Origin of the sequence: Campylobacter showae, from assembly GCF_900573985.1 — a bacterium.
Lineage (GTDB): Bacteria > Campylobacterota > Campylobacteria > Campylobacterales > Campylobacteraceae > Campylobacter_A > Campylobacter_A showae_E.
In genome coordinates, this window is record NZ_UWOK01000001.1 from 560,596 (window position 1) to 574,830 (window position 14,235).

The following is a 14,235-nucleotide window of genomic DNA, read 5'->3' on the forward strand; positions in this document are numbered from 1 at the left end:
TAGCGAAAATTTATAAAATTTTTCATTATGTCGCAGCGATGGCGCCTAGTATTGATAACGCTTATCAAGACGTAAGATATCTCCAAGCGTTTTTAGACTAAAATTTGCAGACATTTTTTAAAGGAGAATGGATGGAAAATTTGGTTATTTTGGAAAATAGCGCGAATTTCGACCCGCGAGACATCGACGAGATTCAGCTAAGCATAGGCTGGACGGAGCAAAAATACGTCGATGCCGCGCCGCTTTTGGAGCCACTACGATATGTTTCGAAATTTCGACTATGTCGCCATCGCCAAAATCGGCGAAAAAACTGTCGGCGTTTTAGATGCATTTAGCGATAGAGACGGCTTTGCGACCACTTATCTTTACTCCGTCATGGTGCACAAAGATTATCAACAAAAAGGGATCGGCACGGCCCTGATGGAGGCGTTTAATAAAAAATTCGCTCATACCACGACGTGGGCTATCACGCCGATCGGCAAAAACAAAGGCGCAGTGTCGTTTTTAGAAAAATTCGGTTTTAACCAAAACACGGAAAATTTTACCGTTTGCTGGCGAAAACGAAAGAAAGGCGAGTGAAATTTTTCTGAAGCCAAATTTAGCATCGTCGAGATGCGGGTCTCGGCGAGTCAAATTTGAAGCCGAAATTTGCAAATTTAGCCAAATTTGACTTCAAATTTGAACGTATAAACCAAAAAGACGAACCGCTAAATTTTAAAATTTAACGCTAGCGGTCAGCATAAACTGCCTCGCATACCCCGGCTGTATCGGTATGATATTAGCCTGCGTGCCCGTCGACGAGGACGTATAGTAGAGCTTGTCGGTCAAGTTTTTGACGTTAAATGAGAAATTCGTCTCGTAGCCCGCGATCTTGGTATCGTAGCTGATAAAGGCGTCGTAAACGACCGCGTCGTCCATTTTAAAGCCCGTTCCCGCAGGCACGGCCGGTAAATTCGTCCTCATGTAGTAGGTGTACCATGAGCCAAAGTACCTCGCCGCACCGCCGATCCTTAGGCCTTTTGCGCCTAGATGGCTAAAGTCGTAGTTGGCAAAGAGGCTGGCTTGGTGCTTTGGCGTGGCTTCTAGCGGTTTGCCCACTAGCACGGCAAACGCGCCGCTATCTTTTCGCACCTGAGTCTTTGTGTATGCGTAGCTGGCTCCTAGGCTAAGCCCTTGCGTCACGCGGCCATTAAAGTCAAACTCAAATCCTCTCGAGCGCGCCTCGCCCACGGGCGTACTTACGCTATTTACGGTGCGCATGATGTTTTTCTTATCGATATTAAAGACCGCCGCGCTAGCCGTTATGCTATCGTTTTGAAATTTAGTTCCCAGCTCTATACTTTTGCCTTCTTCGGGCTTTATGTCGCCGATGTCGTCGCCGCTGATCGCCATTTGCGGGCTAAAGCTTTGCGCGTAGTTGGTATAAACGGACCACTCTGGCGTTAGCAGATATAAAAGCCCCGTCTGCCACGTAAATTTGCCGTCTTGCTGATCGGTGGTGTTTGGTCCGCTAGTCATGCCGCGAGCGACTTGGTTGTAGTATTCGTATCTAACGCCCAAAGAGTAGATCAAATTTTCGGTCAAATTTATACTATCTTGCGCATAAAATCCGATCGTTCTTAGCTTTTGATACTGGATACCGGAGGCTCGGTCGGACGGATAGGCGACCGTGCCGTAGACTGGACTGTAGATATTTATCGGGAAGTTTCTGTGCGTCGTGCCGGAGCTGTAGCTGTTTAGCGCGCCGGGTCTATAGCGGTAGTACTCCTTTGCGTCGATACCAAAGAGTAAGTTATGCTCTATCTCGCCCGTTTGCACGTAACCGTTTAAATTTAACGACCCCGCGTGCGTGCGGTGGATAAATCCGTCATACGCCTCGTTTCGTCTAGCCGCAACGCCCGTGTTTAAATTTACGTTCATTAGCCTGATGTGACCGTACTCGTGCTTGGAGCGCGAATACGCATAAGCGCCGCGCAGTAGCCAGTCCTCGCCGATATTTTTTTCAAAATTTACGTCCACGGTGTCGAGTCTGGTTTTTAGTTTATTAAACGGCTCGTCAAGGCGCCTTTTCTTATCTATCGGCAGTAGCTTGCCTGTGCTTGGCACTAGATACATACCGCGGTCGATCGGATCGGCCGAGCGCGTGTGCGTATAGGCTAAATTTATGCGGTAATCATCGCCTTTATAAGAAAGAGAGGGTGCAAAGAGGACGTTTTTATATTCGCCAAACTCCCTCCAGTAGTCTTTTTGCATCATATCAAATATAAATCTATACGCAAAGCCGCTATCAGCGATCGGTCCCGTGGCGTCAAAGCCCGCGTTCCAGTAGTTGCGGTTGCCGATACCGGCCCAAATTTCGTTTGAGAAGTCGTATTTTGGCTTTTTAGTGACCATATTTATGATGCCGCCGGGCTCTTGCGCGCCGTAGAGCAGGCTAGCCGGGCCTTTTAGCACCTCGACGCTTTCTACGGTTTTATTAAAGCTATGCATGACGCTAGACGGCACTCCGTTTCGCATGATCGAGCCGTCGCGTCCGCCGCCAAATCCCCTTTTTATGATCGAGTCAAAGATACCGCCCGTAGTATTTCCGTAGCTAACGCCGCTCACGTTTTGAAGGCTCTCGGCTAGAGTCTCGGGTTTTTTATCCTTTAGCTGCTGCTGGGTTACGACGTTTACCGTCTGCGGGATCTCTAAGATAGGCGTATTCGTTTTGCCTACTTCGCTGGTTTTGGCACGGTATCCGTCGTCCGCGCTCTCGCTAATCTCGACGCCTTGCAATGCTACGTCGGCGGCGAAAATTTGAGTTAAAAGCAGCGACGAGGCCGCTAAACTTAGGCTAAATTTGTTCATTTATTTTTTTCTCCGTTTTAAAATGCATTATCATTATATTATTCTTGCGCTTAAAATTTGGTCGTATTTTAGGCTATAATTTCGGCTATGAAATACGCAAATTTAAAACAAATTAAATCTTTTTTAGGCAAATTTAAAAAAATAACCGCAATCAGACGCGCGGGCGATATGGCGATATTTATCGAATTTGACGGCGAGCTCGGGCTATTTTTTGATCTTAGCAAGTCTGACTCCGCGATCTACGCAAATCCTGATTTTCTAAACGTCAAAGAGTACAAAGCGCCATTTGACGTCGCGCTTAAAAAGAGGTTCTGGGGGGCTAAAATTTTAAATTTAAGCGTGCCCGAGGGAAATAGAATTTTAAAGCTGGAGTGCGAATTTCAAGGCTCGTATAAGAGTCTAGCCTCGAGCCTGTTTTTGGAGTTTACGGGGCGTTTTACCAACGCTATCATCACGGACGAAAAGGGCGTCATCGTCGAGGCTTTGCGCCATATAGATAATAATTTTCGCGTGATAAAACCGGGGCGCGAGCTACTCGAGCTGCCGCCGGCTACGATAAAAGAGCGAGAGACGCCGCCGATAACGGACTTTGAGCGGTATTTTAGCGAGGAATTTAAGCGCGTAAATAACGCAAAGCTAGAAAATCTGCGCGCCGTAAAATCGGCCGCGATAGAGCGAAAAATGCAAAATTTAAGCGAGATTTTATCGGGGCTTGAAAACGAAGCGGATCTAAATGCGCAGAGCGAAATTTTAAGCAAAAACGCGGGGCTGATCTTATCAAATTTACACGCATTAAGAGACTATGAGCGCGAGGTAACGCTAAATGATTTCGAGCGAGGCGAGGTGAGGCTCGTGCTGGACGATAGCCCTAAAATCGCCGCAAACGCGATGTTTGCCAAAGCAAAAAGGCTAAAGCAAAAGGCGGCTGGTCTAACGATAGAGCGGCAAAATTTGACCGAAAAGCTGGAGTTTTTATCAAATTTACAAACTCTCGTAAATGAAGCGAAAAGCGCCGAGGAGTTAGAGATCCTAGCGCCTAAAAAAACCCGCGCCGTAAAGCAAAAAGAGCAAAATCAAAATGTCGAGGATTTTTACGTCGAAGGCTATAAAATTAGCATCGGACGCAACGAAAAAGGCAACGTCTGGCTGCTAAAAAACTCCAAAAAAGACGACGTCTGGATGCATCTAAAAGACCTGCCGTCCGCGCACGTCATCATCAAAACTGCAAAAAGCGCTCCCAGTGAGGAAATTTTAAGATTTGCGGCAAAAATTTGCGTAAATTTTAGCGTCAAAGGCGGCGGGACGTACGAGGTCGATTTTACCAAACGTAACAACGTCAAAATTACGAGCGGCGCAAATGTAAACTATATTAATTTTAAGACGATGTTAGTAACGAAGCACGACTAAAACAGGAGGCGAAAATGGCTGTAACACCCCTTGGCAATACGATTTTTATCAATCAAAACGTAAACATGGTCTCAAACAAGGTCGCCGACGTCCAAAATAGATTCGATCTGCAAAATCTCGCCGCCGCATCGCTAGCAAGCGACGAAAAACAAGAGGTCTCCGAAGTGCGCCCGACCGAGGAAACCTACAAAATCGACCCCCAAAACGAGCACGAAAAGCAAAAAGGCAGGCAGGAGCAGGGCGAGCTCGCCTCGGAGCAAAACGGCGAAAACTCTGATGACGACGAAAGCGCCGAGGAGCGCGTCGCGGCTAACGACTTCCCGCAGGCATCGCCCGTATTTCAGCATCTTGATCTTAAAATTTAATCTTTCTCGCTCAAATTTGGCTGGACATTTTGCTGCTCGGCGGTCAAATTTGGCTCGATTTAGATCAAATTTGAGCTTTTATCCGCCAAATTTAAGCAACTGTTTTTTTAGCGAGAGTAAATTTCACCGCAGATCGTCAAATTTGCGCTGAAATTACAAGCCACGTTCGGTAAAATTTAACCCAAATCCGCCAAATTTACTGCTACGTTTTAATCAAAAATAAAATTTAACGCAAAACCCTTAAATTTAACCGCCGCCTAAAGCGAGCGTGCAAACGCAAATTCGCCTCAAATTTCAGCGCTTTTAAGCGAAAATTTTATACAATTATTACTCAAAAAAGGAAAAATCATGAAAACGCGTATAATCACCGGCGTCGCGCTATTTGCAGCGGTTTTGGTCATCTTTTTCGTTGATAGTTATCTGTTAAATTTCGCCATTTTAGGCTTCGTGCTTTATACGGCCTTTGGCGAAGCGCAAAAGCTCTACGGCCTGCAGGGCGGCTCTCTTGCTCTCATAGCGGTTATTTTTTACCTACTTACACCCTTTTCAAACCCCGTGTTTATCGCTATTTTAGCAGTTTTGCTCGTTGTTAGTTTTCTCGCGCATTTTAAAAGCGAAAATCTAACGCCTGCGCTGCCGTTTTTGTATCCGATGACGCCGATTTTTCTCATCTGGATGCTTTATTCGCTCTACGGCGTCGGCTACTTGGCGTGGCTGATTTTAACGGTCGTGGCGTGCGATAGCGGGGCGTTTTTCGTCGGCAAATTTTGCGGCAAGCACGCCTTTAGCGAGACTTCGCCGAACAAAACCTGGGAGGGTGTGGCTGGCGGTATCGCCGTGGCTACGGTCTTTGGCGCGGGCTTTGGCTGGGTGCTAACCGATAGCTTTTGGCATAGCCTCATCACGGCGTTTTTGGTTGCGGTTTTTGGCGTTTGGGGCGATCTTTTCGAGAGCTACTTAAAGCGCCGCGCGGGCGTCAAGGATAGTGGCACGCTACTGCCGGGCCACGGCGGGATGCTTGACCGCGTCGACGGCTATCTTTTCGGCGTTGCGGCGATGCTCTGGACGCTATCGTGGTAGTGCTGGGCTCGACGGGCTCGATCGGGACAAATACCCTAAATCTAGCCCGTAAATTCGGCCTTAGCGTCGAGGCGCTGAGCTGCGCGTCAAACTACGAGCTTTTAAACGAGCAAATCGCCGAATTTAAGCCTAAATTCGTCTGCATCGCCGAGTCAAAATTTGCTAAATTTGTAAAACACAAACGCGTTTTTGCGGGCGCGCAGGGTATCTGCGATATGCTAAAAGAGTGCGAAAGCAAACGCGTCGTAAACTCTCTAGTGGGCTTTGCGGGACTGGCTCCTAGCCTAAGCGCACAAAAGCTAGGCAAAAAGCTAGCGCTTGCCAATAAAGAAAGCCTCGTCGCGGGCGGCAAATTTTTAAACACGAGCGCGATAAATCCGATAGATAGCGAGCATTTCGGGCTTAAATTTCTGCTCGCGAACAAAACCCCGGTCGCTAGGCTCGTCATCACGGCCTCGGGCGGCGCCTTTTACAAAACCCCGTTAAAAGCCCTAAAAGACGCCCGCGCCGCGGACGCGCTAAAGCATCCAAACTGGAGCATGGGCGCAAAGATCACGATCGACAGCGCGACGATGGCGAACAAGCTTTTTGAGGTACTGGAGGCTTTTTGGCTCTACGGCGTGCGGGATATCGAGGCACTCATCGAGCGCACGTCCACGGTGCACGCGCTGGTGGAGTTTGCCGACGGCTCGACTACGGCGCATCTATCTAAAACCGATATGATTTTAGCCATCGCGCATGCGATTTTGGGCGAGAACGGAGCGCTAAATTTAAGCGCCGCCGATGTGCAAATCGTGCCGAATTTAGACCTAAAAACTCTAAAAAACATAAAATTCGGCGAGATAAATTTGAAAAAATATCCCATCTTTTCGCTAAAAGATCAGGCTTTGCAAAACCCTGATCTTGGCGTCGCTATCAACGCCGCAAACGAAGTCGCCGTGTATAAATTTTTGCGCGGCGAATGCGGATTTTTGGACATCTCGCGAACGGTTTTAGCTGCGGCAAAGAGGTTTGAAAACGAAAAGATAGAGAGCGAGGGTAAGATCTTTGAAGTAGATGCTGAAGTGAGAAAGTGGGCGGAAAAGTCGCTGAAGTAGCGGCTTGTCTTTTTGCTCTATACTTCGTTGGATTTAAATTTTACTCGGTCACTACCGACGAGGTAGCTCCCGCCCATAAATTTAAATCCGCCTCGCCTAGAGCAAAAATACTTCGCCTTGACTCTTTACGCTCAAATTTGAAGTCAAATTTGGTTAAATTTTCAAAATTTTACCCACCGAGACCCGCACCTTGAAAACGTCAAATTTGAATCATATTTGCGACGCTTTGCGCGAGCAAAGCAGTGTCGCCACATTAAAAGCGTCGTAGGGGGATGGGGATTAAAGGGGGTGGGGAGCGACTTCGCCATTCAAGCCCCCACCCCCTTTACAATAAAGTAAAAAACAACCTCAAACGGTTGTTTTTTACGCAAGAAAGCCAAACTCGCAATCCCAAATTCAACCAAATCAAATTTAGCATTTTCAAGATTCGGGTCTCGGCGAGTAAATTTAAAATTAGCTCGAAAATTTGCTTAAAACGACACTTTTTCGTCGCCGTAATCGTTGCTAATATGTTATAATTTTGCGAATTTTAAATCGCTTTGTGTTTAAATTTGGCTGCAAAACAAGACAAGCGCTGCAAATTTCAAGAGTCACAAAAATAAGCCGTAAAATAAAAAGAGGAAAAAATGGAAAAATACGAAGGCTATAATCTTAGACCAAAAGACGCTCTCGTCGGTGTGCAGTTTTTATTCGTCGCGTTTGGCGCGCTCGTGCTGGTGCCGATTTTGACGGGGCTTGATACGTCCGTGGCGCTGTTTACGGCGGGCATCGGCACGCTGCTGTTTCAGCTCATCACGCGCAAACACGTCCCGCCGATCTTTCTCGCATCTAGTTTCGCGTTTATCGCACCGCTTAGCTTTGGCGTGAAGGAGTGGGGAATCGCCGCGACGATGGGCGGAGTGATCGCGGCGGGGCTATTTTACGTGGCTTTGAGCTTGCTCATTAGGCTCAAAGGCGAGGGATTTTTGCATAAAATTTTACCGCCCGTGGTCGTCGGTCCCGTCATCATGACGATCGGTCTCATCCTCTCGCCAGCAGCCGTAAATATGGTCATGGGCAAGGGCAAGGAGGCGCTCTATACGCAGGGGCAGTCGCTTACTATCGCGCTCATCTCGCTCTCAGCGGTTATCGTCGTTATGATGTTTGGCCGCGGTATGCTGCGCCTAGTGCCGATACTTTGCGGCATCGCGGCTGGATACTGCGCGTCGCTGTTTGTAGGGATAGTGGATTTTACGCCGATTCTAAACGCGCCGTGGTTTGCGCTGCCAAATTTCACCGCACCGGTTTTTAAGCTCGAAGCCGTGATCTACATGGTGCCTATCGCTATCGCGCCCGCGATCGAGCACATCGGCGATATGCTCGCGATCAGCAACGTCACGAAGGAAAATTTCCTCAAAAATCCGGGGCTTAAAAGCACGCTGCTTGGCGACGGACTCGCGACGTCGCTAGCAGGATGCTTCGGTGGGCCGCCAAACACCACCTACTCCGAAGTCACGGGCGCGGTTAGCATCACGAAAGCCTACAACCCCGCCATCATGACCTTTGCCGCGCTTGCGGCGATACTGCTCGCCTTCGTAGGCAAGCTCGGCGCCGCGCTCTCCACGATCCCCGCCCCCGTCATCGGCGGCATCATGCTGCTGCTTTTCGGTATCATCGCTAGCGTGGGCATGGAAACGCTCATAAAAAACAGCGTGGATCTAGCCGAGCCGCGCAATATGATCATCGTCGCGCTCATCTTCGTCTGCGCGATCGGCGGCATGGTGCTTGACTTCGGTGCGATGAGCTTTAGCGGCGTGGGGCTTGGCGCGATTATCGGCATCACGCTAAATTTGGTATTGCCAAAGACCAAGCATTTTGACGGGTACTAAGTTAAATTTGCGCGGAGCTTGCGTCGTTTCGCGAATGCGGGTAAATTTGAGTTGAGGCTTTGCCGTCAAATTTGATAAGGTTTAAATTTACCCGCGGCTTTCGCCGCCAAATTTACCGCACTCTAAATTTTAAAATTTCCCCGCAAACGCTTTTAAATTTCTAACGTTTTAAACTAGCAAGATATATAATTGCCTTATGAAAAAGGCAGATAATTTAAGTAAATTTGATAAAAAGGCGCTGAGGCTTCTCTTTGCGGTACTTTTCGTGCCGATGTTCGTCTCGCTCGTTTTTATCTATGAGTTATCGGTGTATGACCGCTCGCGCGAGCTGCCCGCACACTTTCGCCCGGTCGATCGGTGGCTGAGCGACGGACGCAGCGTTTATAAGGGCGGCGAGAGGCTAAATTTCACGCCTAGCGAGCAGATGTATCTCGCGGAGCCAAATGCCGGCATAGAGTTTCTTTTTGATCCCGCTACGGGCTTGGTGTTTATGGACGGCGAGAGGTTTGAGGCTGCAAACGAGCCCTATACGCCGCTAAATTTTCAGAGCGGCCACCAGAAATACATGCTGTTTGCGAGCAAAAACGGCATATTTTATCTAAGCAAGGATAAAATTTTAAATCGTCCGCGCGGCAGCGGTATCGAGGGCTGGATAAAAGACGCGCTTTGGTACGTTTATTATAAATTTGGCGGAGATGGCGGTAAGCTAAGCGCGCTAAAAAGGGCGGGCGATAATCCGTTTAAAGGCGCCGTGCGGCAGATCTCGGAAAGGCTTTTGAAAGACGACGCGGGATTTTATTATCTAAATTTTTACTCGCATAGCGTTTACGTCACGGGTCGCAGCGGCAGGCATCTGGATAAGCGGACGAATTTCATAGATCTGCGAAAGATCACGCTTGGCGTGCATGATGATGAGGTGATGGCACAGATCGCGGACGAGGCGGCGCGAAACCCGGAGATGTCGCAGCCTATCTTTACCGCGCAGGACGTGGAGTATGAAAACGGCGCGGCCTTTTATATGTATTGCCTCGCGGCGGTTTTATTGCTTGGGGCTTGGATTTATAGTTACTTTAGAAAGCGCAGCTTGCGACGCGGTTAAATTTGTCGTCAAATTTGCTCTAAATTTACAACCTTTCTTACCGATTTATTACGATTTCCGGTTAAAATTGCAGTGAAAAAAATCAAAAGGAAATCCAATGGAAAACAAAATCATAAACAGCGTCAGGGGCGGCTTTTGGACGAAGCCCGTCATCATTTTCGTCTTGCTTTTGCTGCTGCTTATCCCGCTAGGTTTCATCAGTTCGATGATTTCTGACCGCGCCTACGTCAAACGCACCGCCGAGGAGTCCATCATGCAGCCCGTCGGCGGGGAGCTTAGGATCGAGGGTGTTTTGATCTCAGTGCCGTATAAAAAGCAAGCGGCGATCTACAACGAAAACGGCGTAGCGGCGGTATCGCAGACGACCGAGCAGATCATGATAGCGCCTCAGTCATACGAGCTATCGACCCAGCTAAATCCGCAGTATCTAAAGCGCGGTATATTTAGCGTGCCCGTCTTTAACGGCGACGTCGCGCTAAAAGCAAAATTTGCGCCGCTAAATTTCGAGCAGCTAAATATCACAGAAAGCGACGTTTTGCTAGGCGAGGCGACGCTGATTTTAGGCGTGGGCAGCAAAAAGACCTTTACCGCGTTTCCCGCGCTAAAAGCAAACGGCCAAGAACTCGCGCAGTCTTTTGCGCCGCCTAAATACTCGCCCTTTGCCCAAAGCGTCCACTACAAACTACCCGCAAATTTAGCAAGCGGCGGCTTTGAGCTAGCGGGCGCGCTATCTATGCAGGGCGGGCAGAGCGCGAGCTTCGTTCCCGTCGGGCAGGATAATAAATTTGACGTAAAATCCTCGTGGAGTTCTCCGTCTTTTAGCGGCGGCTGGCTGCCTAAATCGCGCGAAGTTACTAGCAGCGGCTTTAACGCGCAGTGGGAGATCTCGGGCCTTAGCACTGGCGTTTCGCAGGCGTGGATCATGGACGGCAGGCGCGAGATGGGGCTGGAGAGCGTCGAGGCTAGCTTCATCAGTCCCGTAAACAACTACTCGCTCATCGCGCGCTGCGTGACCTACGCGATCTTGTTTTTAGCGGTGCCGTTTTTGGCGATCTTTTTGTGCGAAATTTACAGCCGCGTCCGCATTCACCCGATCCAGTACCTACTCATCGGAGCCGCCGATGTGCTATTTTACCTGCTCGTGCTTTCGTTTTCCGAGCATATTAGCTTTTTAGCTAGCTATCTCGTTGCGGCCGCAGCCGTGTGTGCGACGATACTTTTTTACGGCTCGGCGATCTTTCGGGCACGCAAATGGGGCGTTTTTATTGCGCTCGTACACGGAGTTAGCTACTGCTTGCTCTACGGCATCTTGCAGTCTGAGGACTACGCGCTTTTGATGGGTAGCGTGATGATATTTGCGGTGATTGCGCTGGTGATGTATTTGACCAGGAAGATAGATTGGTACGAAAACGGGCTGAAAATTTAGCCTTTTGCGGCTTGTCTCGCGAGCGCTTTTAAATGATTTCGTAAATTTCGCCCTGCGACAGACTATATGTCTAGTCTTGGGACGAAATTTACTTCAAAACATTTAAAATCATCTCGCGATACTTCGCCTTATCGTTTTACATTCAAATTTGTAAATTTGAGTCTCCGAGACCCGTACCTTGAAAACGTCAAATTTGATTTAAAACTCGCGACGCTTTGCGTCAGCAAAGCTATGTCGCCACCCTAAAAGCGTCGTAGGGGGAGGGGGATTTAAAGGGGGTGGGGAGCGACTTCGCAATTTAAGCCCCCACCCCCTTTACAATAAAGTAAAAAACAACCTCAAACGGTTGTTTTTTACTCAAGGAAGCCAAACTCACAACGCTAAATTTAACCAAACCAAATTTAGCATTTTCGCGGTGCGGGTCTCGGCGAGTAAAATTTAAAAATTTATCCGAATTTAACGCTATAATCACGCTCGTTTTAAAAATACAAAAATTTAAAGGATAAAAATGAAAAATTTTCTCGCGCTATTTTTGGCGCTTAGCTTTGCCGCTTCGTCGCAGGCATTTGGCGGCGAAAAACCGAGCTCCGCGAAGCAAAACGCTCAAATTTTACCCCCGAGCGAGCTAAAATTTACCCCGCGACCAAAGCTAAAAGGCAAGCAAACGGGCGAGCTGGAGATGAGGTTTAGCTACGACGTAGAAAGGACGGGCGAGTACGATCCGGAAAGCCGCCTAGAGCTAAACAACGTCTATGAGCGCATCTATACGCCTGAGGGCGAGACGCTATTTTACGGTAGGCTATACGGCTATATCAAGCCGCCCTTGCATCACCCACAAAAGCAGATCGTGAAATTTATCAAAAGCGGCCAAGAGCGCTGGATTGAGATAGATTTTTATCATGCGGACGGCATGCATAGTGGCACGCTGCAGCTGTGCTTGTGGGACGATATAAACGTCGAAGTCAAAGAGGCCTTTGACGAAGGCAACGTCGCGGGGCTATATAAATCGAGCAATAAATTCGACGTGATGCTGGGTATCTTTTCCGACAATAACAACTTCTCCTACTCTAGTAGCGGCAAACCCCGCCAAAAGCACTTTATCACGGTGCGCTCGGGGCCTAAAGAGGATTACTACGAAAACTACGACGAAAACGGCGAGATCGAAAACACGAGCTACCAAAAAGACACGGTATTTATCTGGGTAAAGACGTTTTATCCAAACGGCCGACTAAAGTCGCTCAACGACTACGAAAATAAGATCGAGTGGGAGTATGATGAGAGGGGGAAAATAATAAGAGAGGAGAAATTTTAAATTTTTCGGCTTGTCTTTTGAGCGCTTTTTGCGGATTTTGTTAAAATTTGACTCGATAGGCTACATGCCTTATCTTCGTCAAATTTTAACTTCAAAACCCCAAAAATCATCTCAAAATACTTCGCCTTATCGTTTTACGTTCAAATTTGCAAATTTGAGCCACCAAGACCCGTACCGCAAAAACGCAAATTTAAAAAACGTGCGGCGCGACAGCGCGGTCGCACCCCTTGAACGTGCAGTGGGGTAGGAGAGGGCTTGGGAGAGGAAGGGGCGACGCTTCGTAAGTAGTACCCCCTTCCTCTCCCCGAAGAAAAGATAAAGGCGGATACAAAAGGGAGCTCTTTTGCTTCGGCTTTGCCTCGCAACTGCAAAGCAGAGCGTAATTCAAGCCCCTTCCCCCTTAACAAGAAAGGTTGATTTGCGCAAAAAGCTAATGCACAAAACCAAATTTAACAAAACCAAATTTAGTACCTTAAAGGCGCAGGTCTCGGTGCATCAAATTCAGTTTCGTCGCAAATTTACGGCAAGCGATTTGCGCGCGTATTTTGCCGCCATTTCCAAAAAGCGAGTCGAATTTATAACCGCGAAAGCAAAAAGCGGTAAAATGCGCTAAAAAAGGAAAATTTACAAAATGAGCGAAAATTTACGAAGTAGCAGTGCGGACGGGCTGATTTTGGGCATAGAAAGCAGCTGCGACGACAGCTCGGTGGCGCTACTCGATATAGAAACGCTGGAGCTAAAATTTCACAAAAAAATCTCGCAAGATGCCGAGCACTGCGCATTCGGCGGAGTGGTGCCGGAGCTAGCCGCCAGGCTTCACACCGCCGCGCTGCCTAAAATTTTAGAGCAGATCAAGGCGGAGTTACCCCGCGTAAAAGCCGTCGCCGTCACGAATGAGCCGGGGCTATCCGTGAGCCTAGTCGGCGGCGTCGCGATGGCAAAGGCGCTCGCCTCGTCACTGCGCGTGCCGCTGATAGCAGTAAACCACCTCGCCGGGCACGTGTATTCGCTATTTTTGTCGCAGGAGGCTCGGCTGCCTACGGGCGTGCTGCTAGTTAGCGGCGGGCACACGATGGTGCTAGATATCGGCGCGGACGGGGCTGTCGGCGTGCTGGCTGCCACGATGGACGATAGCTTCGGCGAGAGCTTTGACAAGGTCGCAAAGATGCTGGGGCTTGGGTATCCGGGCGGCGTAGTGGTCGAAAAGGCGGCAAAGAGCGGGCGCGAGAGGTTTAAATTTACCGTGCCGCTACTTGGCGACGCGCGCACGGCGTATAGCTTTTCGGGGCTAAAAAATCAGGTTCGCGTCGAAACCCAAAAGCTTGCCGCAAGCGGGAATCTGGGCGCGCAGGAGATCGCCGACATCTGCTTTGCCTTTGAAAATACGGCTTGCAAGCATATTTTAAACAAGCTGGAAAAGATCTTTGCCCAGCGTAAATTCGAGCGTTTCGGCGTCGTGGGCGGAGCGAGCGCGAATCTAAATTTGCGCTCCCGTCTAAAGGCTCTATGCGATAAATACGGCTGCGAGCTCATCTGCGCGCCGCTGGAGTTTTGCTCCGATAATGCCGCTATGATCGCGCGCGCCGGACGCGAAAAGTACCTGCGCGGCGAGTTTGCAGGGCTTGATCTACAGGCTAGCCCTAGAAGCGAGCTAACGAGGATTTAGTTTCGGCTTTTGGCTGAAATTTGCTTTTTGGCTCAAATTTGGCGATTATTACCCCAAATTTAGCT

General features: G+C 48.8%; 12 protein-coding genes. 11 read left to right on the plus strand and 1 reads right to left on the minus strand.

The window, feature by feature from the left end; translation table 11 throughout:
* Nucleotides 1-231: 231 nt before the first annotated feature.
* On the plus strand, nt 232-579 hold the full coding sequence (locus EE116_RS02955; protein WP_122873152.1) for a GNAT family N-acetyltransferase: 348 nt from the start codon (nt 232-234) through the stop codon (nt 577-579).
* Between the two features lie 135 nt (nt 580-714).
* Here EE116_RS02955 and EE116_RS02960 read toward each other — a convergent pair whose 3' ends face one another.
* Entirely contained in the window at nt 715-2,850 is a 2,136-nt protein-coding gene (locus EE116_RS02960) for a TonB-dependent siderophore receptor (protein ID WP_122873153.1), read from the minus strand.
* Nucleotides 2,851-2,937: 87 nt separating this feature from the next.
* Between EE116_RS02960 and EE116_RS02965 the strand changes: the two genes are divergently transcribed.
* The 10 genes from EE116_RS02965 to tsaD all read left to right on the plus strand — a co-directional run bounded on the left by EE116_RS02965 (nt 2,938) and on the right by tsaD (nt 14,170).
* On the plus strand, nt 2,938-4,257 hold the full coding sequence (locus tag EE116_RS02965; protein WP_122873154.1) for an NFACT RNA binding domain-containing protein: 1,320 nt from the start codon (nt 2,938-2,940) through the stop codon (nt 4,255-4,257).
* Between the two features lie 14 nt (nt 4,258-4,271).
* Nucleotides 4,272-4,622 carry a hypothetical protein gene (locus EE116_RS02970; RefSeq protein WP_122873155.1) on the plus strand — a complete coding sequence of 117 codons (351 nt, stop codon included), beginning with the start codon at nt 4,272-4,274 and terminating at the stop codon, nt 4,620-4,622.
* A gap of 348 nt (nt 4,623-4,970) precedes the next feature.
* Nucleotides 4,971-5,702, plus strand: coding sequence for a phosphatidate cytidylyltransferase (locus EE116_RS02975; protein WP_122873156.1), 732 nt, complete (start codon nt 4,971-4,973; stop codon nt 5,700-5,702).
* Nucleotides 5,696-6,799, plus strand: a complete 1,104-nt coding sequence (gene dxr, locus EE116_RS02980; RefSeq protein WP_122873157.1) for a 1-deoxy-D-xylulose-5-phosphate reductoisomerase — start codon at nt 5,696-5,698, stop codon at nt 6,797-6,799. Before EE116_RS02975 ends, dxr begins: the two co-directional genes overlap by 7 nt.
* Before the next feature lie 626 nt (nt 6,800-7,425).
* Entirely contained in the window at nt 7,426-8,667 is a 1,242-nt protein-coding gene (locus tag EE116_RS02990; RefSeq protein WP_122873159.1) for a uracil-xanthine permease family protein, read from the plus strand.
* Nucleotides 8,668-8,863: 196 nt separating this feature from the next.
* Complete coding sequence (locus EE116_RS02995) at nt 8,864-9,766, plus strand: hypothetical protein (protein ID WP_122873160.1); 903 nt, start codon at nt 8,864-8,866, stop codon at nt 9,764-9,766.
* 97 nt (nt 9,767-9,863) lie between these two features.
* A complete protein-coding gene (creD, locus tag EE116_RS03000) occupies nt 9,864-11,192 on the plus strand; it encodes a cell envelope integrity protein CreD (RefSeq protein ID WP_122873161.1) in 1,329 nt (442 codons plus the stop codon).
* A gap of 508 nt (nt 11,193-11,700) precedes the next feature.
* The gene (locus EE116_RS03010; protein ID WP_122873163.1) at nt 11,701-12,504 is read left to right on the plus strand and encodes a toxin-antitoxin system YwqK family antitoxin; all 804 of its coding nucleotides are present in this window, start codon (nt 11,701-11,703) and stop codon (nt 12,502-12,504) included.
* Nucleotides 12,505-12,922: 418 nt separating this feature from the next.
* Complete coding sequence (locus tag EE116_RS03015; protein WP_122873164.1) at nt 12,923-13,117, plus strand: hypothetical protein; 195 nt, start codon at nt 12,923-12,925, stop codon at nt 13,115-13,117.
* 54 nt (nt 13,118-13,171) lie between these two features.
* Nucleotides 13,172-14,170 (plus strand): tRNA (adenosine(37)-N6)-threonylcarbamoyltransferase complex transferase subunit TsaD, encoded by a 999-nt coding sequence (gene tsaD / locus EE116_RS03020; protein ID WP_206159258.1) that lies wholly within the window; start codon nt 13,172-13,174, stop codon nt 14,168-14,170.
* The last annotated feature ends 65 nt before the right edge of the window (nt 14,171-14,235 follow it).